Raw genomic sequence first — 26117 nt, 5'->3', positions numbered from 1 at the left:
ATTCTATTTAGGTTTGAGCGAGTAATTGTTTTATTTGTTCGCCCGTACAACCAAAACGTCGCTCTCTGGCAACGTAACACGCTATAGCCTCAGCAAATGCTGCTTCATTAAAATCAGGCCAAAGTGTCTCGGTAAAGTAAAGTTCTGCATAAGCAACTTGCCATAGTAAAAAATTACTAATACGAACATCGCCACCAGTGCGAATAAGTAAATCAGGTTCAGCCTGATCTGCCATGCTCATATGCTGTGCTAAGCGCTCTTCTGTAATATCTTCTGCGTTGAGTGTGCCTTGCGCAACTTGCAAAGCAAGTTGTTTAGCCGCGTTAGCCATATCCCAACGACCACCGTAATTAGCTGCAACATTTAAGCGCAATCCGGTATTATTTTCAGTCAGCTTATGCGCAGCGTCTACCTTGCTACGTAATCCTTCAGAAAATCGTGATAAGTCTCCAATAATGGTCAGTTTTACATTGTTTTTATGAAGCTTTTTAACTTCCTTTGTTAAAACAAATAAGAAAAGCTCCATTAAAGTGTTTACTTCGTCTTCAGGGCGGCGCCAGTTTTCACTACTAAAAGCAAATAAGGTTAACGATTGTATCCCTAATTTAGTACAAAACTGAACAGATTGACGAACTGCGTCTACGCCTTTTTTATGCCCATACACACGAGGTCTATTTCTAGCTTGTGCCCAACGTCCGTTCCCATCCATGATGATAGCAACATGTTTGGGTAAACATTGCTGTGAAATTGTGTCAGCATCTAGAACCATAAATATCGAGTATTCCATAAAAAAACGCCGCCTAGTATACCCTAGACGGCGTTTCAAAACTAATAATTTTAATAGGTCCTGTCGACCTTTCAGGATTGTAATTTATTCAATCTAGGCAGAACCCTTTGGGCAGCGCGTTTTTAGATTTTATGCATTGCTATCGCCTAATAATGGGAAATAACCACACTACGTAGGCTCTGCCTTGCCTTAAAACCAAACACACTACTGCAAATTCAACCTCAAAAGATAAACAGGCCCTACTTAGATTTCCATTAACTCTGCTTCTTTAGCAGCTAATAGAGTATCCATTTCTTTGATAAACTTATCTGTAAGTTTTTGGATCGCATCATCTGATTGACGCGCTTCATCTTCAGATATTTCTTTATCTTTTAATAAACCTTTTACATCGCCATTAGCATCACGACGAATGTTACGAATAGCAACACGACCGCCTTCAACTTCGCCACGTACAATTTTGATTAGGTCTTTACGACGCTCTTCTGTAAGTGGAGGAAGTGGTACACGAATAACAGTACCTGCCGACATAGGGTTTAAACCTAAGTCAGACGCCATAATCGCTTTTTCAACAGCTTGCGCTAAAGACTTATCAAATACACCAATAGCAAGTGTACGAGAATCTTCAATTGTTACGTTAGCAACTTGGTTTAAAGGCGTTGGTGCACCGTAGTACGACACCATAATGCCATCTAGGATTGCAGGATGTGCACGGCCAGTACGAATTTTAGATAATTGGCTACCTAGTGCAGTTACACTTTTTTGCATGCGCGCTTGCGCGTCTTTTTGAATATCGTTAATCACGGTTTAATCCTAATTATTTGATTATTTCATCTGAGGCTTGTGAAGAAATAAGTGTTCCTTCTTCTTCACCCATAATTACGCGTTTTAGCGCGCCTGATTTATTCATATTAAATACGCTCAATGGCATATTGTGATCGCGGGCTAGAGTAAATGCCGCTAAATCCATAACTTTTAATTCTTTTTCAATGATTTCATTGTAGCTTAAGTGGCTGTAAAGCGTCGCTTCTGGGTTTTTAACAGGATCATCACTGTACACACCATCCACTTTAGTTGCTTTAATTACTGTATCCGCTTCAATTTCGATACCGCGTAAACACGCTGCAGAATCGGTAGTAAAAAATGGGTTACCGGTGCCCGCTGCAAAAATAACAACGCGGCCAGTTTTCAATAAACTAATTGCTTCAGCCCAGTTATAAGCGTCACATACACCATTTAGCGGAATAGCCGACATTAAACGACAGTTTACAAATGCACGGTGTAGCGCATCACGCATTGCAAGGCCATTCATAACCGTTGCAAGCATACCCATGTGGTCGCCTACTACGCGGTTCATACCTGCTTCTGCAAGTGAACCACCGCGTAAAAAGTTACCTCCACCAATAACTAAACCCACTTCTACGTCAAGCTCTACTAGCTCTTTAATTTCTTGTGCCATACGGTCTAAAACTTTAGGGTCGATGCCGAAGCCTTCGTCTCCCATTAAAGCTTCACCACTTAATTTGAGAAGAACACGTCTAAAAATAGGTTTGCGATTGATAGTCATAGTATAGGGGCCAACTTTTATTGAATTATGGATAAAAAATAACCGCGCTTATGTTAAACATAAAAGCGCGGTTATTTTAAAGAATTTCTAGCTGTGAAGCAAAACCAAATAGTACTTTAATTGCATCTAATTTCCTTTTGCATCACAAATAGTTAATCTTACTGACCTTTAGCAGCTGCAATTTGAGCAGCAACTTCAGCAGCAAAATCTTCTTCTTTCTTCTCGATACCTTCACCAACTTCTACACGTACAAAGCCAGTAACTGTTGCGTTTTTCTCTTTAAGAATATCGCCAACAGATTTTTTAGGTTCCATGATGAAAGCTTGACCAGTAAGAGAAACCTCACCAGTGAATTTTTTCATGCGACCAACAACCATCTTCTCAGCGATTTCAGCAGGCTTGCCTTCATTCATCGCGATTTCGATTTGTACTTGCTTTTCTTTTTCTACAACGTCAGCTGGTACGTCTGAAGGAGTTAAGTACTCTGGACGTGAAGCAGCAACGTGCATTGCAACGTGCTTAAGTGTTTCTTCATCAGCAACACCTGCAACAACAACACCGATACGGTCGCCATGACGGTACTCAACTAGGTTTTCACCAGCGATGTACTGCAGACGACGTACGTTGATGTTTTCGCCAATTTTAGTTACTAGCTCAACACGGTCTTCTTCAAACTTAGCTTGTAAGTCTTCGATAGTAAGAGTGTCAGCAATTGCAGCTTCAGCAACTTTATCAGCAAATGCTAAAAAGCTTACGTCTTTTGCAACGAAGTCTGTTTGACAGTTAACTTCTACTAGTACTGCAACACCAGCGTTTTGCTTGATGATGATAGTACCTTCAGCAGCAATGTTACCTGCTTTTTTAGCAGCTTTAGCAGCGCCACTTTTACGCATGTTTTCAATCGCTAACTCGATGTCGCCATCAGTCTCAGTTAACGCTTTTTTACAATCCATCATGCCAGCGCCTGTGCGCTCGCGTAATTCTTTAACTAGGGCAGTAGTTACAGCCATTAGTAAATCCTCAAATCTGAAATCTGGTTTAGATAAGCGGGTTACCCGCTCTACAAGAATAACAAGTCTTCACCTTAAAAAGATGAAGACTTGATGATAGCTAATTACTCAGCTTCAACGAAATCGTCTTTCTCAGCTTGAGCAACGATGTTATTCTCGCGACCTTCAGTGATAGCAGCTGCAACAGCGCTAGTGTAAAGGCTTACAGCACGGATAGCATCATCGTTACCAGGAACGATGTAATCAACGCCGTCTGGGTTAGAGTTAGTATCAACGATTGCAACAACAGGGATACCTAGGTTGTTTGCTTCACGGATAGCAATGTGCTCGTGGTCAGCATCGATAACGAAAAGCGCGTCTGGAAGACCGCCCATGTTTTTGATACCACCAAGGCTCTTTTCAAGCTTTTCCATTTCGCGGTTAAGCATTAACGTTTCTTTCTTAGTTAATTTCTCGAAAGTACCGTCTTGGCTTTGTGCTTCAAGGTCTTTAAGACGCTTGATTGATTGACGTACAGTTTTCCAGTTAGTCAACATACCACCTAACCAACGGTGATTTACGAAGAACTGATCGCTTTCTAAAGCAGCTGCTTTAACTGCGTCGCTTGCTGCGCGCTTAGTACCAACGAAAAGAACTTTACCTTTGTTTGCTGCAGCACTTGATAAAAACTTAAGTGCGTCGTTGAACATTGGTACAGTTTGCTCAAGGTTGATGATATGTACACGGTTACGTGTGCCGAAGATGAAAGGCTTCATCTTAGGGTTCCAGTAACGTGCTTGGTGACCAAAGTGAACACCAGCTTGAAGCATATCGCGCATTGAAACGTTTGCCATTTTATAGATCCTCTATAGTTGTTTAGGGTTAGGCCTCCACATATCCCATAGCACCAACACCGAAGTAATTAAACTTCAAATGCACCCAAGTGTATGTGACGATACGTGTGTGTGTTAAAATAAAATTGTGTTTGCCTTAAATACAAAAAATCATTTAAGAATTTATTTGTAAAAAGACGGCGCGCTTTATACCATATTAAAATTAAATACTCAACGTCGCGTGCAAAATTTGTTCGGCGATAAATGTTAGAAACTCAACTTTGGAGCCTCAATGAGCGCTATTATCAAGACCCCTGAAGAAATAGAGAAAATGCGCGTAGCTGGGCGCTTAGCGGCCGATGTACTTGAAATGATCGGCCCTCATGTAGTGCCGGGAGTTACCACCGATGAGCTAAATACACTTTGTCATGATTATATTGTTAATGTGCAACAAGCAATCCCTGCTCCGTTAAATTATCATGGCTTTCCAAAATCAGTTTGTACGTCAGTTAATCATGTTATTTGTCACGGAATTCCAAATGACAAAGCATTAAAAGAAGGCGACAGCGTAAATATTGACGTCACTGTCATTAAAGATGGCTACCACGGCGATACTTCTAAAATGTTCCACGTTGGTACACCAAACATCCAAGCTAAGCGTCTTGCAGAAGTAACACAAGAAAGCTTATACCTTGCTATTAAAATGGTAAAACCTGGTGTGCGCTTAGGTGATATTGGTTCTGCTATTCAAAAATATGCAGAAAGTTTTAATTACTCTATTGTTCGTGAATATTGTGGCCACGGTATTGGCGCAGGATTTCATGAAGAACCACAAGTAATGCACTACGGTAAAGCGGGTACTGGCGAAACTTTAAAAGCGGGCATGTGCTTAACAATTGAACCAATGGTTAATGCGGGTAAACGCCAATGTAAGCTACTTAAAGATGATTGGACTGTAGTAACTCGCGACCGCAGCTTGTCTGCACAGTGGGAACATACTTTATTAGTGACTGAAAATGGTGTTGAAATTTTAACGCTACGATCAGATGATACTATCGACAGGATCATAGAACACTAATAATAAATAAGAAATTAGGAGCCAGCCCACGTGGCATTACCCAACAAAGTAAAAAAGTTGCTCAGCGATGCAGAGCAACTTAGTGATTATCGCGATTGTTCTAGCTATTTTTATAAATGGTTACATAACGAATTTTCTAAACAACCGGTTGGGAATTTAATTAATGCCCGGGCTGAGTTTATTGACCGCCTACTAATTAAGCTTTTTCATGTTTACGACTTAGCGCGCGAACCTGATTTAGCATTAATAGCAGTAGGAGGATACGGACGTGGCGAGCTACATCCCTACTCCGACATCGACTTTTTATTGCTTGTAACTAAACCGCCAAGCGAAGAAATATGCGAAAAAATAGGCCAGTTTGTCACCATGCTATGGGATCTCAACTTAGAGATTGGCCACAGCGTGCGCACGATAGAACAAGCCATTGAGCAAAAACGTGAAGACGTTACTTTTGCCACCAGTTTACTCGAAAGCCGCCTTATTTTTGGTAATCATATTGAGTTTGAAAAACTCAAAACGCATATTCTAGAAACACCCGTATGGCGCTCCGGTGAGTTTTTTACTGCCAAAGTTCAAGAACAAAACTTACGTCACAAAAAGTGCCACGGCACCGCGTATAATCTTGAGCCAAACATTAAAGAAAACCCCGGTGGCCTGCGCGACTTGCAAACCATTATTTGGGTTGCAAAAAAGCACTTTAGAACCGAAACCCTGCAAGAGTTAATAAGTCACGGCTACTTAACCCATGAAGAGTTTCAAGAGCTTTCAGAGTGCCTAGAAAACTTATGGAATATTCGCTTTGCACTGCATCTAGCCGCAGGTCGGGCTGAAAACCGCTTATTGTTTGATCATCAACCACAAGCCGCCGAAATTTTAGGTTTTGGTAGCGACGGTAAAGCCTCTGTTGAGCGTATGATGAAGCGCTTATTTAGAATAATGAGCCGCGTTCGCGAACTTAACCAAATGCTACTTTCATACTTTGAGCAAAGTATCATGCCCGAAAGTAGTGAAAAAACGGTGATAGTACTCGACAGAAACTTTGAGCAAGTGGGCCATCAAATACGCGTAAAAGATCCATCCGTATTTTTTAGACGTGACCAACTTTTTGTATTGTTTGAGCACATAGCAGACAACCCTGCAATAACGCATATTTACCCAAGCACTATTCGTACAATCCGCCAAGTACGCCGCCGTTTATTGGGGGATTTACAAGATTATGCAGCCTGTCGTGAAGCCTTTTTACGCTTAGTTAAACACCCTAATGGTATGGGCCGCGCATTTACGCTTATGCACAAGCACGGCATGCTTGCCGCCTACTTACCGCAGTGGCGTAACATATTTGGGCAAATGCAGTTCGATTTATTTCACGCCTACACCGTAGATGAGCATACTCACAAATTAATCAAAAATATTTACGAATACTTTGATAAAACAGGCATTAGCGAGTTTCCTATTTGTAGTGAAATAGTCACTCGAATGGACAAACCTGAGCTACTTTATTTAGCCGGTATATTTCACGACATTGCTAAAGGCCGAGGGGGAGATCACTCAGAACTTGGCGCTGTTGATGCTATAGCCTTTGCTAAATTACATGGTTTTTCATCCTCTGATGCAAAATTAGTAGCATGGCTTGTAAGTAACCATTTACTTATGTCGGTTACCGCGCAGCGTAAAGATATTAACGACCCTGCAGTAATAAAAGACTTTGCAACACGTATTAAAACAGAGCGCCAACTCGACTATTTATATTGTTTAACCGTTGCTGACATCCGTGCAACCAACGATAACTTATGGAACGATTGGAAAAACACCCTACTGCGTGAGTTGTACTTGCACACGCAACGCGCATTACGCTTAGGGCTTGAAAACCCAATGGATCAGCGCGACCAAATTCGCGATAAAAAGCACCAAGCTAAACAACGTCTACTCAACTTAGGTTACCCTGAGAATAAAATTGATTTAATTTGGAGTCGCTTTAAAGCCAATTACTTTACCGCCTTTAGCGAACAGCAAATATCGTGGCAAAGTGAGCATTTATTAACTAGCACCGATTTAAGCCAACCCAGTGTAATTGTATCTAACAAAGCCATGCATGGTGGTACACAAGTATTTGTATACAGCCCTTACTCTGGTGCACTATTTGCGAGATTAGTGAGTGTAATCGGCTCTAAAAAAGCACAAATACAGCACGCGCAAGTACTGACCACCAAAGACGGTTACGTCCTGTTTAGCTTTGTAATACTTGAAGTAAGTGGCGACCCTATAGCGAGCGGTCGAGCGCAATCAATTAAACGCGGGCTTGAGCAAGCACTTAGCGATCCGCGTAAAAAAATTCGCTTTAAAAAGAGCCGTTCTCAACGCTTTAAAGATTTTAATATTAAACCTAAAATTGTGTTGCGCCCACATGCACGCAAAGACCGTAGCTTAATAGAAATTCAAGCCGTCGATATACAAGGTTTACTAACCAAAATAGCCGAAGTTTTCCAAGCGCATTTACTACACATTCACGCTGCCCGTATTACCACGGTGGGTGAACGTGCAGAGGATTTCTTTGTCGTATCTAATAACGAATACCAAGCGCTGACTGATGAAGAGCAAGCAAAAATTCATCAGGCATTACGTAAAAAATTCAACGCCGAAACAGAATAGAGGACACACATGTCAGATTTAAAAACGATGATCGAAAACGCATGGGACAACCGCGATAGCATTAGCCCAAGCACAGTATCAAGCGACGTAAAGCAAGCCATTATTGACGCACTTGATTTACTTGATAGCGGCGCAGCACGCGTTGCTGAAAAAATATCGGGTGAATGGGTTGTACACCAGTGGCTTAAAAAAGCCGTTTTACTGTCGTTTCGTATTCGCGACAACCAGCCAATGAACGACGGCGTAAACCAGTTTTATGACAAAGTACCGCTTAAATTTAGCGACTACACGCCAGAGCAATTTCAACAAGGCGGTATGCGCGTAGTACCAAACGCAGTAGCGCGTAAAGGCAGCTTTGTAGGTAAAAACGTCGTACTCATGCCATCGTACGTAAACATTGGCGCATACGTTGACGACGGCACCATGGTTGATACATGGGCAACTGTAGGCTCGTGTGCACAAATAGGTAAGAACGTACATTTATCAGGTGGCGTAGGCATAGGCGGCGTTTTAGAGCCTCTACAAGCTAACCCAACTATCATCGAAGACAACTGTTTTATTGGCGCACGTTCTGAAATTGTTGAAGGCGTAATTGTTGAAGAAGGCGCAGTAATTTCAATGGGCGTTTACATCAGCCAAAGCACCCGTATTTACGACCGTGAAACCGGCGAAATTCACTACGGCCGCGTACCAGCAGGCGCAGTAGTTGTACCAGGCGCACTACCGTCAAAAGATGGTACTCACAGCCTTTACGCTGCAATTATCGTGAAGAAAGTAGATAAGCAAACACGTGAAAAAGTAGGCATCAACGCCCTACTACGCTCAATTGATGAGTAATACGTAGGTTGGGTTGAGAGAAACGAAACCCAACGATACGTTGAAGTTAAGTATTTTAGTTAAACTTTAATTGTATATAGAAAAGCTCTAAGCCCTTTGGGTCTAGAGCTTTTTAAATTCTTCTAAATGAAGTTTGAGTCCTGGACACCTCTACATTAAAATTCAATGAACTCAAAAAAGACTTTAAGCCTTTAACAGCTAACTCATTATTTTCTGATGGTCCTATTATAATTTCTTCAATTGAATTTTTAGGAAAAGGTATCGCTCTATATGGGGCTATAATGCCAGACTTTAGGGTTCTGTAGCATAAAGGAAAAAACTCTTTCACTCCATTTTCAAGCTTTATAAAATCAATATTAGAGGAGTCTATAAAATCAAAATAACCCTTTTCAGTATTTTCATTTAATGAGACTAAACCAGGGTAAAAAAGAGTAAAACGATACTCTTCTTCATATTCGAACGCTTGATCTTTTATGCTAGCAATCTTAAAAATCGCTTCATTAAAAATTTCAATTGCAGCAATAGCACATTTTTCATTTAGATCATTTCCATTTAAATTTGGATCTAACACATAACTTAAAACCTCAGGCAGATAGTGTTCTTCAATTAAAGAATGAAGCATTTCCTCAGTTGGTTGGTAATCAACATCATCATAGCCACTCAAAAGTTTTCTTTGCCTAAAGTACTCATCATCAAATAGATTTTCTTTATTAAACTTTATGCAATATGAAGTTTGCTCTGACCCGTAAGTTAGCCAGTGGTTTAGGCTATCACGCTTAGTTGTAAATGAAGTGGTATAAATTTCATCAATGGTATTATTATCAATTATATTCCATAGAAAATTTAAAAAACGATTTGCGAGATGCACGTCCTTACTTCGCATTTCTTTTTGGGTAACATCTAAAGGTATATTTTTGTGTTTGGCATAAATTTCTTCGAGTTTGATTTGTGAAAACTCAGACAAACTCCCTCTGAGTGATTTTATTCTATCAATACCTTGCTTTATTTCTCTAAAATCATTTAGATATTCTGCGTTAGTAGCCCATAAACTTTTGCTCTCTAAAATCCCCTTTAAACCATCTGCAGAAGTGTAGTGATAAACGTATTCCATATTTAAAATCCCAAGTAATGTTAATCTTTAGTTTAACCTTGATAAGTAGCAACAATAAAATTTGATAATCTTAAACAAGAGACTGAATTAGCCAACGCACCCAAGATATAATAAGGTAGTAAAGCATAATTGAAAGTTAGCAATCAATATTAAGGATTAATATGACAAAAACTGCTTTACGCTCAACTATTTTACTACCTGTATTTTTGCCTGCAGTGTTTATTATTCTGCTCTTGGTAATTGGTACAAGTAGCAATCCTGAACTTGCAGGGCAAGCATTTAGTATCACCCTCAAGTGGATAACAGAAACCTTTGGCTGGTTTTATATGTTATCAGTCGCGATTTTCTTAGTTTTCATCGTTTGTGTTGCAGTCTCAAGTTGGGGAAATATTAAGCTGGGCCCTGATCATGCGCAGCCACAATACAGCTTCGCCGAATGGTTTGCCATGCTATTTTCGGCCGGCTACGGAGTCGCATTACTATATTTTGGTGTAGCAGAGCCCGTACTCCATTATGCATCTCCGCCCGCGGGCGCAGCAGAAACCGTCGATGCTGCCAAGCAAGCTATGCAAATTGCATTTTTTCATTGGGGTTTTCACATATGGGCAATCTATGGGATTGTCGGCTTAGTCCTTGCTTATTTTGCATTTCGCCATGGCCTTCCACTGTCGATTCGCTCAGCGTTGTATCCACTTATTGGTGATAAAATATATGGCCCTATTGGTCACACTGTTGATGTGTTTGCCATATTAGGCACGCTCTTTGGTATTGCTACAACACTAGGACTTTCCGTTACCCAAATTAATGCAGGGCTGCATTATTTATGGCCAAGTATTCCTATTAATACCACTGTACAAATTACTGCTATTGCCATTATTACCGCAGCGGCTACTTTCTCTGTAGTGGCTGGTATGGATAAAGGTGTAAAGCGCTTATCTATTGTAAACATGACACTTGCAGTGTCATTAATGGCCTTTGTATTTTTTATTGGCCCTACTATTCATATCCTTGAATCGTTTTTACAAAATACCGGCAGCTACCTAAGCGGTATTGTTGAGCGTACTTTTAATTTACAAGCATATAGCCGTAGTGATTGGATTGGTAACTGGACACTATTTATATTTGGCTGGACTATTGCTTGGGCGCCATTTGTTGGCATGTTTATCGCCAAAATTAGCCGCGGCAGAACCATCAGGCAATTTGTTGTAGGAGTGATGTTAGTTCCGACTATTTTTACCTTTTTGTGGTTTTCTGTGTTTGGTGATACCGCGTTAAATCTAATAATGAATGAAGGGTTCAATACTTTAATTACTGATGTTCAAGCCAACCAAGCTGTTGCATTGTTTCAGTTATTTGAGGTGCTACCGCTATCATTTATTATTTCGCTACTCACCGTTATTCTAATCATTACCTTTTTTGTAACCTCGTCTGACTCAGGATCATTAGTTATTGATTCCCTCGCCTCTGGCGGCGGTAATATTAATACGCCCGCATGGCAACGCGTGTTTTGGGCTGTGCTAGAGGGCGCTGTGGCTGCTGTTTTATTAGTGGCAGGAGGGTTAAGTGCGCTACAAACTATGACTATAGCCAGTGCCTTACCCTTTGCGATTATTATGCTTATTGCAACCGCTGGGCTTTGGCGAGCACTCATTATTGAAGGCCATCGCGATACTAGTTTACAAGCACATGCGCTCAATGGCCGTAATATCAACTTATCTCATTGGAAGCGCCGTTTAGCCGCCATGGTTAATTACCCCAATAAAGAAAAAGTACACACCTTCATTAGTAGTGTGGTGGTACAAGCAATGCAAGCCGTTCAGGCTGAATTAAAAGCTCGACAATGGCATGCAGAGGTTGATTTTGATACCGACTTAGGCCGTGCTCATTTAACTGTGCTACGCAATGAGCATGTTGATTTTGTATATGACATTCGTCTAACCGAACACCCAATGCCAAGCTTTGCCTATTCAGAGCTAAAGCCCAATATTGATAACACCGAAATGCATTACAAGGCTGATGTTTTCTTACGTCGTGGTGGACAATCTTACGATGTGTATGGTTACAGTGAAGATGATATTGTGAAGGATATTCTTGATCAATTTGAGAGTTACTTACACTTTTTAGATAACAGCCCAGGTGAGCTACCTTGGGATATGGCCGAGCACGATGACATGTTAAATAGCGATAAATCTTAAATAAGCATCGTATTTAATACACAATTAATGCAATAAAAAAGGCACTGAAAAGTGCCTTTTTAGTTTGCTCAATTAATTTTTAATTACAGCGCGTTAAATACGTCGTCTGTTTTAGCTGCGCAAATAAAGTCGTTTTTGTGTAGGCCTTTAATTGAATGGCTCCACCATGTAACCGTTACTTTGCCCCACTCGGTTAATAAACCTGGGTGATGGCCTTCGTCTTCTGCCATGTCGCCTACTTTGTTAGTAAACGCGATAGCTTGCTTAAAGTTTTTAAATTTATAAACACGTTCAAGCTGCATAATACCGTCTCGTACTTCTGGTACCCAGTCTGGGATTTTAGTAATTAATTGCGCTAACTCTTCGTCAGATACTTTTGGCGCATCTACATGACAGGCTTCGCATTTTTGTGCACTTAATGAAGACATTCTAAATCCTTACTTTTAGCTTTTTTAGCATTAATGTTTAACTGGCTAATTTTTCTTTTGGTGGAAATTTTGGGTCGTGCAAACCAAGCTCTTTAGCTCGCTCAACCAAAGTCATAATATCCATTTGCGATATATCAAACAGATCATGAATCGAATTTATGGTGTAGTACTGTGGTTGCATAATATCAATACGGTACGGCGTACGCAGTACATCAAGCACGTTCATTGGGCTAATTTCTGGCGTATTTGAGTATACATACTGAGTCTCCCCTGGGCTTGATAAAATACCGCCGCCGTAAATACGCAGGCCGTCTTCGGTTTGCATTAAACCAAATTCGACTGTAAACCAGTATATACGCGCAAGGTATACACGGTCTTTTTTCTGCGCTGCGTAACCTAATTGCCCGTACTTATGCGTAAACTCGGCAAAGTCAGGATTAGTTAGCATGGCGCAATGGCCAAATATTTCATGAAAAATATCTGGCTCTTGTAGGTAATCAAACTCTTCGCGGCTACGAATAAATGTAGCTACCGGAAACTGCTTGTTTGCCAATAATCTAAAAAACTCATCAAAGTCGATAAGCGCAGGTACTGGCGCAACTTGCCAACCGGTAGTGGCCAGCAACACTTCGTTTAGTTCGCTTAACTGCGGAATACGGTCGTGCGGCAGGTTAATCTTTTTTAACCCTTGCATGTACTCATCGCAGGCTTTGCCTTCAATGCACGCAAGTTGGCGCGCTACAAGCTCAGACCAAATTTTATTTTCTTCATCACTCCAATGTATAACACCATTTTCGTCTGGTGTTTTGGATGTGTATTTACTTGCTTTAGCCATAAGTACCTTCTTGGGTGTGAGCCCTAAATCGGTGTCAGTGTGATACTCAAACCTAATGAATATCGAATGACCCCATACTATGCAAAAGTGAAGAAAAGTTTAATAGATAGGCTAACATCAGTATTTAGCGCGATCACTTGGATTGTAAATTTAAAATTACACTTATGGCACATTAAAAATACAAGCCTTTAAATAAAGGCCTACAACCCAATTTTACGTGTATACAATTAAATACACCTAACCAATTTTAGTAAAAGCTTGGTCTAAATCACTAATAATATCGTTAACATCTTCAAGCCCAACCGAGAGCCTGATCAGCCCATCACTTATTCCAGCGGCGGCCCGCTCCTCTGGCGTATAAGGCGAGTGAGTCATAGATGCAGGATGCTGAATTAGTGTTTCAGCGTCGCCGAGGCTTACTGCAAGTGTACAAAGTTTCATACTATCAATAAATTGAGCGCCATCTTGTAGCGTGCCTTTTATTTCAAACGCAATAACACCACCAGCGGCTTTCATTTGATTACCAATAAACTTATAACCTGGGTGCGATTTAAGCCCCGGGTAATATACGGTGCTTACTTGTGGGTGAGCTTCTAGATATTGCGCTATTGTTTGTGCGCTTTGACAATGGCGTTCTATTCTAATAGCGAGTGTTTTTAGGCCTCGATTAATTAGCCATGCATCGTGTGGGCTTATGGTTGCACCAATATCTTTTAATACGGTCATTTTAATGTGTGTTATGTGCTCAAGCGATCCACATACAATACCCGCTACTACGTCTCCGTGGCCGTTTAAGTACTTGGTCGCACTGTGCATTATAATGTCGATGCCGTATTTTTTAGGCGATTGCAGTAGCGGCGTTAAAAAGGTGTTGTCGACCACACTAATTAAATTGTGTTCTTTAGCAACTGCGCCAATCAGTGCCAAATCAATAACCGCCATAGTGGGATTAATTGGCGTTTCTACAAATATCATTTTTGAATTAGGTTTTATGGCAGCGCGTAGTTCGTCCTCGTTGGTCATATCAACAAAAGTGACTTCGATCCCCCAGCGCGGCAACATATGCGAGAAAAACGCAAAGGTACAACCATACAAAGCACTTGAGGCAACAAGGTGATCTCCTTGCGATAAAAAGCTCAGTACTGAGGCTGATACAGCCCCCATACCTGTTGCGGTTGCAGCAGCTGCTTCACAGCTCTCTAGTTGAGCAACTTTTTGCTCAAGCTCTGTGGTTGTAGGGTTTCCTAAACGCGTATAAATATAGCCAGGTTCGTCGCCTGCAAAACGCGCAGCACCTTGTGCGGCATTTTCAAAATGAAAGGTAGAGGTTTGATACAAAGGAGAAGTGAGTGCGCCGTGCGGGTCGTTTGCTTTTTGTGGTCCGTGAATACACTGGGTGTTTATATGATGCTTGCTCATTGTAGGCTCATTTTTTGATTATTATGTTTTTGCGATTCAACAATCAAAACGTATGCACTTACAAACAGCAAGCATGCCGGATGCTCAGATGGCTATTTGTGCAAAAACCGTGCAGCGCACGTTTGTACACAAATATTGCCACCAGGGCGTGTTGACCTTTGCGGATTGAAATTTGTTCAATCCAAGGAAGATTAAATCGCGGCGCGAGGTTTGTAACCTAGTGGGCTAAGTAAAAACCGAGCAACAAAGAGTTTATCGTCCCTAGAAAGAACCCAACGGGCAGCGCATGTTTGGCATTTATGCTGCGTTATCGCCTATTTATGGGGAATAACCACACTTCATAGGCTCTGCCTTGCCTAAATACCAAACACACTGCTGCAAATTCAACCATCAAAGATCAACACGCCCTCGTATTTTACTGCGTTGGTTCCGCCTTTTTACGGCTCATAATTTTACCTGCGATGCTTTGCACAGTGCCTTTTAGTAAGCTGCGCTTGTTTTCAAGCCGTGGTAATGGGCGACTAAGCTCCATTGCTTTGTAACCAATACGCGCTGTAAAAATACCGGCGCTGACACCTTGCGCTGCCCGCCCCGAAAGCTTACCTAAAAGCTCAGCACTCAATGCAGTTGCAGCAAGGTCAGATACAAGCTCAGCACTACCTACAAACATTACTTGTTTTATCAGCATACGGTACAGCTTTATACGGCTCGCGTAGCCAAAACCAATGCCATAAATTTTACCAATTTGTTCTATTAACTTAGTACCGCGCCAAAGCACAGCCATCATATCCACCAGCGCAAGTGGGCTTAGGGCAACTAGCAGTGCAGATTCAGTCGCAAAACGATTTATAAGCTTTTTAGCTTTGGTGTCTTGGGTTATTAATAAACTGTTGGCGTACAGCGTCATTATTTCTTTGTCGCTGTGATGCGTCGCTACTTGGTTTTTAAAGGTTTCAAAGTTATCAAGCTCCTGGTGTTTATTGAGCTTTTCGAGCCAAGGTAATGCACCGCCTACTTGCTCGCTGTTTAAAAGCCTGTCGGCTTCAACTCGGTGCAGCTGGTTACGCTTTAAACTGCGCAGCATTCGGTACTCTCGCCACAATAAGCGCCCTATTAGCAGTACGCCACTTACAACCGCAGTTAAATAAACACTGCCTAAAATAATTGACTGCTCGAAAGCAAATACTAACGAGTATGCAAACTCTAAAAGCACTAGTACTATAAAACTAATAGCAAAAACACCTTTAAGTGTTTGCCACTTTGACTTTTTGTATACAGGTTCTAGATCTATTTCTGGCTCTAGTGCTTCATCTTCAAGTTCTTCGTAATCACTTTGCCCGTGCTGAATAATTTTTGCAGGTGCTAAAACGGGTTCGTTTTGCTCAATGCTTTGCGTATCTATACGACGCCCTGCTTGAAATGGTTGGTTTGACTCACTCATGTTAATTTGTCTCCTAGCAGGTACTGCATGACATGATCTAATCGAATATGTTTTAGTTGTTTATCGGGGCTCGGCATTGGAGAGAACGATAAAAACTCAAATCCCTGTTCTGGCCACTCATTTTTATTAAGCATCCGCGAGGGAGGCTGCGGCGGTAAATACGTAAGCCAATCTGGCTCGTTTAGCGGTTTACCATAAATACAGTCAAGCGTTTGGCCTTTGTCGGTAATTTGGCGCGGTTGCGTTGCTGTAATTGACGACATAGCCATGGTTTCTATTTTTACACCATCAAACTTTAAATGATTACTTTGCTCATGCACGAGCGAATCAAGTAGTAGTGCTAAATCTTTATGGTGTTTTGCACTTATGTGATCTGATTTATTAGCTGCAAATAATATTTTGTCTATGTTGGGCTTAAATAAACGTTTAAAAAAGCCCGACTCGCCATAGTTAAAGTGTGCGAGTAATTGGTTTATTACACTGCTTTGCTCTTGGAGTGTTTCGTGCCCTTCGTTTAATGCACTAAGTACATCTACAAGTACAATTTGGCGATCGAAGTGCCTAAAATGCTCATTATAAAATGGTTTTACGACTTCTTTTATATAGGCGTTAAAACGCTTAATTAAATGCGCTAAATTAGAACCCGCAACGACATCGTCACTGTTTATTTCACCCGATACCGGAAAAAACAATAACAATGGCGCGCCTTGTAAATCACCTGGCATAAGCATGCGCCCAGGTTGCAACATGGCAAGTTTGGTGTCTTTTTTAAGCCCGACTAACATGCTTTGATAAAGCTGAGCAATATGAGCAAGTGCGTTTTCATCAACGGGAGCGTTTAAGTCAAGTTGCTCAACGGCCATTAAAAAATCACTTGATGTGTTTACGCGCGAAGGCTGAGTTAATAACGGATATTGCTGCTCGCACCATTGAGAATAGCTTTGCTCAAGCATAGGTAAATCAAGGAGCCATTCACCCGGGTAGTCAATAATATCTAAATAAAGCGTTGATTGCGGCGAAAAGTGCCCACGCAGCCCTGCATTACTTTGATACTTTATTGCTAAGCGTAGCGTATTAATACGCTCGGTAGATGCAGGCCATGTAGGCACCCCATCGCTGGGTAATAAAGCATTGAGTGCGCGCGTATAATTAAACGTAGGGACTTTTAACGCCTCTTGCGGCACAACTTTAGTGGCCACATGGCGGTGCTCGCGCATTACATCAAAAAAAGGTAAGTTTTTATCGTCCGCTTGGGTTGTTAAGTGTTTAACAAGCGCGGTAATAAAGGCAGTTTTACCACTACCACTTAGGCCAGTTACGGCAAGTTTTACGTGTTGGTCTAAACTGCGATGAAGGGCTTTTTGTGCTTTGCCTTTAATGCTTTTAAAGGTCTTTTTTGCAAATGATTGGCTCATAAAGTGTCTTGCACCTAATTTGCCGTAATTTATCACGCTGCAAATAAGGTGCTATTAAATCCTTTAAAGTTTGTTAATTTCACGGCTCACCGTAAACTCGCTTGAAGTTACATGGCGCTCCATATCTTGAAGGCGAGTATCTACACGCGTTAAACGCTCTTTTAAATCTTGCAATGCGCGGCGCGGTGGCTCGCCCTTTTGCCATACTTTAAATTTTACTTCTAGCGGATCGTCAGTTTTAGTTGAGCTTTTAGTTTGCACTGTTGCGGGCTCTTTTTTATCTAAAATGAACCAGGCTGCAATATACGCTACCACAAATAATGGGCCACCCGTTAGCAGTACCGCACTAACAAATATAATGCGAACTAACCATAACTCCATATTAAAGTAGTCACTTAATCCCGCACATACTCCGGCTATTTTACCGCGTTGTGGGTCTCTTAATAATTCGCGTTTGGCACTCATACTTTGCGTCTCCATTGTGGTGACTCTTGATCAAGTAATGCTTCAAGTGTTTCAACCCTGTCTGCCATTTTTTCGGCTTTATGTGCAAGCTCAAGTAACTGGCGATGTTCGTGTTCACTTAAACCTTGGCTTACTTGTTTTTTGCTACGGTAATGTAAAATTAACCACAGCGGGGCAACAAAAATCATAAATATAACAAATGGTACAATTATTACGTCTGAATCAAACATAATCCTCTCCTGACAATCCGTTTTGATGTTTTTAAGCAGTGGGGCACTTTAAGTGCCCCTTTATAAATTATTTATCAGCTAACTTCTTTTTAAGTTCGGCTAGCTCATCATCTATCTTTTCATTTTTTTGTAGATTAGCAATTTCGTCCGCTAACGTCTTTTTACCTAAATCGTAAGACTCAATTTGAGATTCTAGTCCATCAATTTTAGTTTCGTAACGTTCAAAGCGATTAAGTGCGTCTTCTACTTTTGAGCTATCAAGTGTCTTTTTCACTTCAAGGCGCGACTCAGCCGAACGTTGGCGAAGTATAATTGCCTTTTGACGAGATTTCGCATCTGCTAGCTTTTCTTGTAGTGTCGTTACTTCTTGCTGTAGTTTCTCAATATGAGACTCTACATGTTCAAGTTCACTAGCGACTGAAGCAACGGCATCTGCCGACTTTTGCTTTTCAAGTAGGGCTGAACGCGCTAAATCGTCTCGGTCTTTACTTAAAGCCAGTTCGGCTTTATCTTGCCAATCGCTTACTTGTGCTTTAAGCGTATCTAAGCGGCGTACAATTTCTTTTTTCTCAGCCAATGTTTTAGCTGATGTAGAACGTACTTCAACAAGCGTGTCTTCCATTTCTTGAATAATCAGACGAACCATTTTTTCTGGGTCTTCTGCTTTATCTAAAATGGCGTTGATATTAGAATTAACAATATCTGCAAAACGTGAAAAAATTCCCATAACATTTACCTCTGTAATTAAAACTTAGTTAGTCTGCTATAACTAGTATCAATATGCTTGCCAACTTTTTAAAAGTTAAAATACACTTTATTTTCATTACGTTAAACTAAATATACAAATTTCTTTAGTTATCCCTACTTATGAAATACACTAACTGTTAGTAAAAATGACCAAGAGTTAGGAAATATGAGCCAATATCGCCAACAGGATAATTTACTCGGCCAATCAGATAGCTTTCTGTCTGTATTAGATCAGGTATCGCAACTGGCTAATTTAGATAAACCGGTACTTATTATTGGTGAACGCGGCACAGGTAAAGAGCTAATAGCAGCACGCTTACACTTTTTATCTAAGCGTTGGGATCAAAACTACGTAAAACTTAACTGTGCAGCGCTTAACGAAAACTTACTCGAAAGTGAATTGTTTGGCCACGAAAGCGGTGCTTTTACGGGGGCAAGCAAACGCCACGAAGGTCGTTTTGAACGCGCTAACAGCGGCACACTGTTTTTAGATGAATTAGCTAATACCTCAGCTATGGTACAAGAAAAACTGCTGCGAGTTATAGAATACGGTGAATTTGAACGTGTTGGCGGCAAACAAACTGTAAAAGTAGATACACGCTTAGTGTGTGCTACAAACGAAGATCTTCCTTATTTAGCTGAGCAAGGTGAATTTAGAAGTGACTTACTCGATCGCCTTGCCTTTGATGTAATTACCCTGCCGCCACTGCGCGAACGCCAAGACGATATTATGCTTCTTGCTGAGCAGTTTGCGATGAATATGGCACGCGATTTAGAGTGGGAACTCTTTAGCGGTTTTACCCGAAGCGCAACAGAAACACTGCTTAGTTATGATTGGCCTGGTAATATTCGTGAACTTAAAAATGTGGTTGAACGCAGTTTGTATCGCCACGGTAGTGAACATATCCCCGTTCACCAGATTATTTTAGACCCATTCGATAGCCCATTTAGACCAAAAGCGCGTATTAAAGCACCTGTAGCGGCTCAAACGGTTAATGCAGAGCCTATTGTTGTTGCGCCGCCGATTACTCAAACAAGCAATGATTCAGCCGTTGATATTCAATTTCCGTGCAGCTTAAAAGAGCGTTCAAACGACTTTGAAATAAACATGATTAATAAAGCACTCGAACATAGCCAATTTAATCAAAAGAAAACTGCAGAAGTACTTGGTTTAACGTATCATCAATTACGTGGTTATCTTAAAAAATACAACTTGTTGGATCAACAATAGTCAGAGGTTATGCGGGTGCATAAATTATTACTTGTTTTGCTTACCACCACTTTAGTTGGTTGCCTTGATAGCAAAGAAGAAATCATAGAAGAAAAAAACCAAGGCTTAGTTTATTGCGCTGAAGCTAACCCTGTGTCGTTTAATCCGCAAGTCACGACCACCGGTTCAACTATTGATATAATTGCTAACCAATTATACGACCGCTTAATTAGCATTGACCCTGTTACGGCAGAGTTTCAAAGTGAGCTGGCGACCGATTGGAAAATTAGCAAAGATGGTAAATCGGTTACCTTTACCCTGCGTAAAGATGTAAAGTTTCATACAACTTCTTATTTTACCCCATCGCGGGACTTTAACGCCGACGACGTTATATTCACCTTTAGCCGATTATTCGATGTATATAATCCATATCACTTTGTGGGCGATGCCGATTACCCGTATTTTCAAAGTGTAGGAATTGATCAACTTATTCGCAAAATTGTGCGCGTGTCTGACTACCAAGTCCGTTTTGAATTGTTTAATCCTGAAAGTAGTTTTTTAGCTAATATGGCTACCGACTTTGCCGTGGTGCTTTCAGAAGAATACGCCATGAAACTTAAGAAAAATAATCAAAAAAACTTATTTGATCAGTACCCTATTGGCACCGGCCCGTATATTTATAAAGAATACCGCCGGGATCATCTTGTGCGCTTTTACCGTAACCCACTTTATTGGAAGCATGACGTTGCACTTGAGCAATTGGTTTACGATATAACCCCTAACGGCACTACGCGCATAGCAAAAATGCTGACTAAAGAGTGCGATGTAACGGCTCATCCAAGTAGTGCACAATTGAGCATTTTAGCGCAACGTGATGATATAAACGTCGAAAAAGAAACAAACTTAAACATAGGTTATTGGGCATTTAATACAGAGCGTGCTCCGTTTGACGACTTACGCGTACGCCAAGCGCTTGCGCACGCAATAGATGTAGATAAAATAATGCAGGCGGTTTATTACGGGAACGGTACTCGCGCACAATCTATTTTGCCGCCAACCTCTTGGGCATTTGAGCCACAAGAAGATATACCTACGTTTGATCCAGAACTTGCTAAAAAGTTACTTATTGAAGCAGGGTTGCCTAATGGCTTTGATATGACGATATGGGCTATGCCTGTGAGTCGTATTTATAATCCCAACGCACGTAAAATGGCTGAGCTTATGCAAAGTGATTTACGCAAAGTAGGCGTTAACGTCAGTATTGTAGAATATGAGTGGAATACGTTTATTCAACGTATTGGCGAACATCGACACGACAGTGTATTACTTGGTTGGGCCGCAGATACACCCGACCCTGATAACTTTTTTAGCCCGCTGCTGAGTTGCACCGCTACTTTTAGTGGTAAAAACCCTGCAAACTGGTGTAATCCCCAATTTGATTTATTGCTTACTAAAGCACTAGACACCACTGATTTAAACAAACGTAAAAAATACTACGAAGATGCACAAAGCTTAATTATTAAAGAGTTGCCGTTATTACCTATTGCTCATGGCTTGCGCTTTCAAGCAAGTAGCGCTGATGTGGAAGGCATAACACTTGGCCCGTTTGGTGCTATTTCGCTTGCTAATGCGAGGAAAAAATAATGATCTTAGATTATATTTTACGTCGCCTTGGTTTGTTCTTTTTTATGATACTAATGCTCAGCGTATTTACGTTTTCACTGGCGTATTTATTTCCCGGTGATCCGCTAAGTAATTTAAGTGGCATACCAAGTGGTAACTTTGCACAGCATAGTGAGCTTGAAGATAAATATTTATACAACAGCAATTACTTTATGCAATACATTGCCTTTTTAGGGAGAATATTTCAAGGCGACTGGGGGCTTTCATTTGCCTCTGGTAACAGCGTGTTTAGCCATATTATTGACTTACTACCGGCTACTTTAGAGCTAAGCGTATATGCATTAATTGTATCGGTTGTTATTGGTGTACCTACTGGCATTTTAGGCTCTGGCTATCATAAACGCTGGCCCGACAAACTTATAAACTCTGTCACTATGGTAGGTTATTCAATGCCTGTGTTTTGGCTCGCATTGTTGTTAATAATGGTTTTTTCATTAAAGCTTGGCTGGTTTCCTATGTCGGGCAGAATGGGCCTCCTTTACGAAATACCCGCCAGTACTGGGTTTATATTAATTGATATTGCTCTAGCTGGATTTCCATATAAAGGGATGGCCTTTGTTGATGCGCTGCGCCATTTAACACTCCCTACTATTGTACTAGCCATGTATCCAACCACGGTATTAGTGCGCTTTACTCGCGAGTCTATGCTTAAGGTAATGGATCAAAACTTTATTAAAACAGCTAGGGCAAAAGGCCTTAACCGCCGTCAACTTATCATGCACCATGCACTGCGTAATGCACTACTACCGGTAATTAAGCAAATTGGTTTGCAATTTAGCACCTTGATAACACTTGCGATGATTACTGAAGTTATTTTTTCTTGGCCGGGTATTGGCCGATGGTTAATCGATAGTATTTATCAGCGTGACTTTCCTGCAATTCAAGGTGGATTAATGGCGGTGTCTTTATTTGTTATTTTAGCCTCTATTACAGCTGAGCTTACTTACACTTTATTCGATCCACTCTCGCGGAATCAGGCCCATGGCAAAGTTTAATTTATTTTCTGAAGAGTCGAATAAATCGCCACTTGCGCGATTTTGGCGCAAATTTAAAAACAATCACCCAGCTTTGGTTGGTTTATGGATATTTATGGCGTTTGCATTATTGGCCGCCACCGCTCCTTTTTTAGCGCCCTATGGCGTAAACCAACAGCATAGTGATGCACTACTCATACCGCCCTCATGGCGAGAGATGGGCGATGTACGCTTTATTTTAGGCACCGATGATTTAGGCCGTGATGTACTCTCGCGCTTAATGAATGGTGCAACATATACGTTTGGACTTTCTGTTGTAGCTGCCCTAATCACGACCCTGTTTGGTGTATTAGTGGGGACTTTTGCAGGGATTAGTAAAGGGCTGCGTTCAAGCTTTTTAAATCATTTACTTGATATAACACTTTCTATTCCTTCTTTGTTATTGGCCATAATAATAATCGCCATACTTGGCCCAGGTTTAATGAATACCGTATGGGCAATTATTTTAGCGTTACTACCGCAGTTTATTCACTCGGTGCGCAACCTAATTGTTGATGAATTAAGTAAAGATTACATTACTGCGTTTAGACTCGATGGCGCATCTAATTGGCATATAATATCGCGCGGTATTTTCCCTAATATTTATGAGCATATTGTGGTTATATTCACGATGGCGCTTTCTACCGCGATATTAGATATTTCAGCACTGGGATTTTTAAAATTAGGGGCTCAGCCACCAACGACCGAATGGGGCGCAATATTAGCCGAAAATCTAGGCCTTATTTATTTAGCGCCGTGGACTGTAGCGCTACCTGGTGTCCTGTTATTTTTAGCCGTGTTATCTACTAATTTAGTAGGCGATGGCCTGCGACAAGTGCTAAAAGCACGTAAGGCTGATTAAATGCAATTACTCGATGTTCGTAACTTAACAATTGAACTACGTACCTCTGAAACTGTAATTAGAGCCGTAGACAGAGTGAGCTTTAGCTTAAAAGAAGGTGAAGTACATGCGCTTGTGGGCGAGTCTGGCTCTGGTAAAAGCCTAATAGCAAAAGCGATTATTGGTGTATTAAACGAGCGCTGGGACATTACTGCCGACCGTATTCATTGGCGCGGCGTAGACCTAATGCGTTTAAGCCCAGAGAAACGCCGTAAAATAGTAAGCCAAGATATAGCAATGATCTATCAAGATCCAAGTCGCTGCCTTGACCCAACCGCTAAAATATTTGACCAAATTGCCGAAACACTCCCAGAGGTCGCAACTAAAGGTTTCTTTTTAAAACGTAACCGAGAGAGAAAAGACAGAGTAAAAGCGCTTATTCATAAGGTGGGTATTAAAAACCACGAAGCGGTACTAAGTAGTTACCCTCATGAGCTCTCTGAAGGCGTATGTCAAAAAGTAATGATTGCGATGGCCATTGCTCGAACGCCTAAGCTTTTAATCGCTGATGAGCCCACTACAGCACTTGAAAGCACAACTCGCGCACAAGTATTTAGGTTACTAAAAAGCTTAAACCAGCTAAAAAACATGTCTATTTTGATGATCTCTCATGAACTTGAAGAGATTGCACATTGGTCGCATGGCATTCATGTTTTATATTGCGGGCAAATGGTTGAAGCAGGCCCAACCCATGAAATATTTAAACAGCCTCGCCATCCATACACGCAAGCATTACTAAAAAGCTTGCCAGACTACGAGCAAGGCTTAGCACATAAAGAACCTTTTTATGCGCTTAAAGGGACTATCCCTACTCTGCAACATTTGCCTATTGGCTGTCGCCTTGGGCCGCGTTGCCCACAAGCGCAAAAAGCATGTGTGGTTACACCAGCCCTGACTAAACATCATGGGCATAGTTATGCGTGTCACTTTCCGTTAATTAAGGACATGAAGTAATGCAGCCACTGTTAAAAGTACAAGCACTTTGTAAAACCTTTAATGTGCGAGCTGGGCTTTTTTCACGTAAAAAGTTTGAAGTCCTTAAAAGCATTTCATTTTGCGTAGGTAAAGGTGAAAGCATTGCCATAATTGGCGAAACAGGCGCAGGTAAAAGTACGTTGGCAAAACTACTTTCAGGAGCTGATAGCGCTGATAGCGGGCAAATTTTGCTCGAGAATAATATTATCGAAGATAATGGCGTACGCGATAATCAATGTCGCCATATTCGTATGATTTTTCAAGATTCAGCTGCATCGCTCAACCCGGGCTTAACCATTGGCGAAATGCTTGATGATTGCCTCCAATATAATACTGAGCTTGATGCTAGTGAACGCACTGAAAAGATTGATGCAACGCTTTCTAAGGTGGGTTTGTTAATCGATCATAAACACTACTACCCGCATATGTTTAGCGTGGGGCAGTTACAGCGTGTAGCGTTTTCTCGTGCATTAATTTTAGATCCTAAGGTGATTGTACTTGATGAAGCTGTTTCGTCTTTAGATCCCTCTATACGGGCGCAAATAGTAAACTTGTTACTTAAGCTGCAGCGCGATACAGGCCTTACGTATGTGATGATCACGCATCATTTAAGTTTAGTACGTCACATTAGTGATTTTGTAGTTGTACTTGATAAAGGTGAAGTGGTTGAATACGGTCCTACTGAAGATGTTTTTCAAAACCCTCAATCAAAAGTAACGCAGCGTTTATTAAGCTGCTAAAGCAGATTATAAATACCTAACTTTTTGTAAGATAACCGTATTTAACTAGGTCTTCTTGTTAATTGTATTTAATTAACAAGAGATCTCATGCTTAAACAAAAGTTACTACTTAGCCTTTCCTCATTACTCCTTCTATCTGCCTCAGCTATTGCTGATACAAATTGGGTTGGTGGCGTTGATCATTTAGGTTTAACCGTATCAAACTTAGATGCATCCAAAGCATTTTTTACTGATGTACTTGGCTTTAAAACGCTAGGGAATGACCCAGCCTATCCTGCTTATTTTTTATCAAACAATAAAATAACCATTACATTATGGCGCGTGAAAAACGATGCAAAACGTGTGGAGTTTAATCGTGCAGAAAATGTGGGCTTACACCATTTAGCACTCAGTGTTGAAAGTATCAAAAAGTTAAGCGAGCTACATGAACACTTAAAAATGCAAAATAATATTATTATAGAGTTTGCACCCGAAAACTTAGGTAGCGGCCCAACCCAACATATGATGATAAGAGAGCCTAGCGGCAATCGGATTGAGTTTATTGCCAGAGGTAATTAAAAGACAATAAAAAA

Annotated in this window: 25 protein-coding genes; 11 read left to right on the top strand and 14 right to left on the bottom strand. The window is 41.0% G+C overall.

Going from position 1 to position 26117, the window contains the following annotated elements; all coding sequences use genetic code 11:
- Positions 1–7: 7 nt before the first annotated feature.
- The 5 genes from uppS to rpsB form a co-directional block, all read right to left on the bottom strand.
- Positions 8–787, bottom strand: a complete 780-nt coding sequence (gene uppS, locus FFU37_RS03900) for an undecaprenyl pyrophosphate synthase (protein WP_024596497.1) — start codon at positions 785–787, stop codon at positions 8–10.
- A 243-nt stretch (positions 788–1030) separates the two neighbouring features.
- Positions 1031–1552 carry a ribosome recycling factor gene (gene frr / locus FFU37_RS03895; RefSeq protein WP_206013162.1) on the bottom strand — a complete coding sequence of 174 codons (522 nt, stop codon included), beginning with the start codon at positions 1550–1552 and terminating at the stop codon, positions 1031–1033.
- Between the two features lie 49 nt (positions 1553–1601).
- On the bottom strand, positions 1602–2351 hold the full coding sequence (pyrH, locus tag FFU37_RS03890) for a UMP kinase (RefSeq protein ID WP_024596498.1): 750 nt from the start codon (positions 2349–2351) through the stop codon (positions 1602–1604).
- A gap of 158 nt (positions 2352–2509) precedes the next feature.
- On the bottom strand, positions 2510–3361 hold the full coding sequence (gene tsf / locus FFU37_RS03885) for a translation elongation factor Ts (protein WP_002958320.1): 852 nt from the start codon (positions 3359–3361) through the stop codon (positions 2510–2512).
- 104 nt (positions 3362–3465) lie between these two features.
- Positions 3466–4194 (bottom strand): 30S ribosomal protein S2, encoded by a 729-nt coding sequence (rpsB, locus tag FFU37_RS03880; protein ID WP_002958321.1) that lies wholly within the window; start codon positions 4192–4194, stop codon positions 3466–3468.
- Positions 4195–4465: 271 nt separating this feature from the next.
- Here rpsB and map point away from each other — a divergent pair, with 271 nt between their 5' ends.
- From map to dapD, 3 genes are read left to right on the top strand one after another with little or no spacing between them, the layout of a single operon-like run.
- Positions 4466–5251, top strand: a complete 786-nt coding sequence (gene map, locus FFU37_RS03875; RefSeq protein WP_002958322.1) for a type I methionyl aminopeptidase — start codon at positions 4466–4468, stop codon at positions 5249–5251.
- Between the two features lie 30 nt (positions 5252–5281).
- Positions 5282–7900 (top strand): [protein-PII] uridylyltransferase, encoded by a 2619-nt coding sequence (gene glnD, locus FFU37_RS03870; protein ID WP_002958323.1) that lies wholly within the window; start codon positions 5282–5284, stop codon positions 7898–7900.
- 9 nt (positions 7901–7909) lie between these two features.
- Positions 7910–8737: a 2,3,4,5-tetrahydropyridine-2,6-dicarboxylate N-succinyltransferase gene (gene dapD / locus FFU37_RS03865; RefSeq protein ID WP_002958324.1), complete on the top strand. Its 828-nt coding sequence runs from the start codon at positions 7910–7912 to the stop codon at positions 8735–8737.
- Between the two features lie 112 nt (positions 8738–8849).
- Here dapD and FFU37_RS03860 read toward each other — a convergent pair whose 3' ends face one another.
- A complete protein-coding gene (locus FFU37_RS03860) occupies positions 8850–9848 on the bottom strand; it encodes a DUF2971 domain-containing protein (RefSeq protein WP_138488755.1) in 999 nt (332 codons plus the stop codon).
- 161 nt (positions 9849–10009) lie between these two features.
- Between FFU37_RS03860 and FFU37_RS03855 the strand changes: the two genes are divergently transcribed.
- Positions 10010–12043: a BCCT family transporter gene (locus FFU37_RS03855; RefSeq protein WP_138488754.1), complete on the top strand. Its 2034-nt coding sequence runs from the start codon at positions 10010–10012 to the stop codon at positions 12041–12043.
- 83 nt (positions 12044–12126) lie between these two features.
- Here the strand turns inward: FFU37_RS03855 and FFU37_RS03850 are convergent, their stop codons facing one another.
- From FFU37_RS03850 to pspA, 8 genes are all read right to left on the bottom strand, one after another.
- Positions 12127–12471, bottom strand: a complete 345-nt coding sequence (locus FFU37_RS03850; RefSeq protein WP_002958326.1) for a 4a-hydroxytetrahydrobiopterin dehydratase — start codon at positions 12469–12471, stop codon at positions 12127–12129.
- Between the two features lie 37 nt (positions 12472–12508).
- On the bottom strand, positions 12509–13306 hold the full coding sequence (gene phhA, locus FFU37_RS03845; protein ID WP_010553750.1) for a phenylalanine 4-monooxygenase: 798 nt from the start codon (positions 13304–13306) through the stop codon (positions 12509–12511).
- A gap of 237 nt (positions 13307–13543) precedes the next feature.
- Positions 13544–14725 (bottom strand): methionine gamma-lyase, encoded by a 1182-nt coding sequence (gene megL, locus FFU37_RS03840; RefSeq protein ID WP_138488753.1) that lies wholly within the window; start codon positions 14723–14725, stop codon positions 13544–13546.
- Positions 14726–15140: 415 nt separating this feature from the next.
- A complete protein-coding gene (locus FFU37_RS03835; protein WP_010553752.1) occupies positions 15141–16166 on the bottom strand; it encodes a TIGR01620 family protein in 1026 nt (341 codons plus the stop codon).
- On the bottom strand, positions 16163–17581 hold the full coding sequence (locus FFU37_RS03830; protein WP_138488752.1) for a YcjX family GTP-binding protein: 1419 nt from the start codon (positions 17579–17581) through the stop codon (positions 16163–16165). The genes FFU37_RS03835 and FFU37_RS03830 overlap by 4 nt, the downstream gene beginning before the upstream one ends.
- A 63-nt stretch (positions 17582–17644) precedes the next feature.
- Positions 17645–18046, bottom strand: a complete 402-nt coding sequence (gene pspC / locus FFU37_RS03825) for an envelope stress response membrane protein PspC (RefSeq protein WP_007580963.1) — start codon at positions 18044–18046, stop codon at positions 17645–17647.
- On the bottom strand, positions 18043–18276 hold the full coding sequence (gene pspB, locus FFU37_RS03820; protein ID WP_002958332.1) for an envelope stress response membrane protein PspB: 234 nt from the start codon (positions 18274–18276) through the stop codon (positions 18043–18045). Before pspB ends, pspC begins: the two co-directional genes overlap by 4 nt.
- 67 nt (positions 18277–18343) lie before the next feature.
- A complete protein-coding gene (gene pspA / locus FFU37_RS03815; protein ID WP_002958333.1) occupies positions 18344–19003 on the bottom strand; it encodes a phage shock protein PspA in 660 nt (219 codons plus the stop codon).
- A 186-nt stretch (positions 19004–19189) separates the two neighbouring features.
- On the opposite strand from pspA, the gene pspF reads away from it, so the two are divergent.
- The 7 genes from pspF (at position 19190) to FFU37_RS03780 (ending at position 26103) form a co-directional block, all read left to right on the top strand.
- Positions 19190–20254 (top strand): phage shock protein operon transcriptional activator, encoded by a 1065-nt coding sequence (gene pspF / locus FFU37_RS03810; RefSeq protein ID WP_138488751.1) that lies wholly within the window; start codon positions 19190–19192, stop codon positions 20252–20254.
- A gap of 15 nt (positions 20255–20269) precedes the next feature.
- Complete coding sequence (locus FFU37_RS03805; RefSeq protein ID WP_024596506.1) at positions 20270–21877, top strand: ABC transporter substrate-binding protein; 1608 nt, start codon at positions 20270–20272, stop codon at positions 21875–21877.
- The gene (locus FFU37_RS03800; protein ID WP_002958336.1) at positions 21877–22911 is read left to right on the top strand and encodes an ABC transporter permease; all 1035 of its coding nucleotides are present in this window, start codon (positions 21877–21879) and stop codon (positions 22909–22911) included. Before FFU37_RS03805 ends, FFU37_RS03800 begins: the two co-directional genes overlap by 1 nt.
- Positions 22898–23791: an ABC transporter permease subunit gene (locus tag FFU37_RS03795; protein ID WP_002958337.1), complete on the top strand. Its 894-nt coding sequence runs from the start codon at positions 22898–22900 to the stop codon at positions 23789–23791. Before FFU37_RS03800 ends, FFU37_RS03795 begins: the two co-directional genes overlap by 14 nt.
- Positions 23792–24784: a peptide ABC transporter ATP-binding protein gene (locus FFU37_RS03790; RefSeq protein WP_002958338.1), complete on the top strand. Its 993-nt coding sequence runs from the start codon at positions 23792–23794 to the stop codon at positions 24782–24784.
- Positions 24784–25545: an ATP-binding cassette domain-containing protein gene (locus FFU37_RS03785; protein ID WP_138488750.1), complete on the top strand. Its 762-nt coding sequence runs from the start codon at positions 24784–24786 to the stop codon at positions 25543–25545. The genes FFU37_RS03790 and FFU37_RS03785 overlap by 1 nt, the downstream gene beginning before the upstream one ends.
- A gap of 87 nt (positions 25546–25632) precedes the next feature.
- The gene (locus tag FFU37_RS03780) at positions 25633–26103 is read left to right on the top strand and encodes a VOC family protein (protein ID WP_138488749.1); all 471 of its coding nucleotides are present in this window, start codon (positions 25633–25635) and stop codon (positions 26101–26103) included.
- Positions 26104–26117 lie beyond the last annotated feature (14 nt).

It is taken from the genome of Pseudoalteromonas distincta, assembly GCF_005877035.1.
Classification (GTDB): Bacteria; Pseudomonadota; Gammaproteobacteria; order Enterobacterales; family Alteromonadaceae; genus Pseudoalteromonas; species Pseudoalteromonas distincta.
Note: the sequence above shows the minus strand (reverse complement) of the source record. Positions and strands in the feature narration are given on the sequence as shown.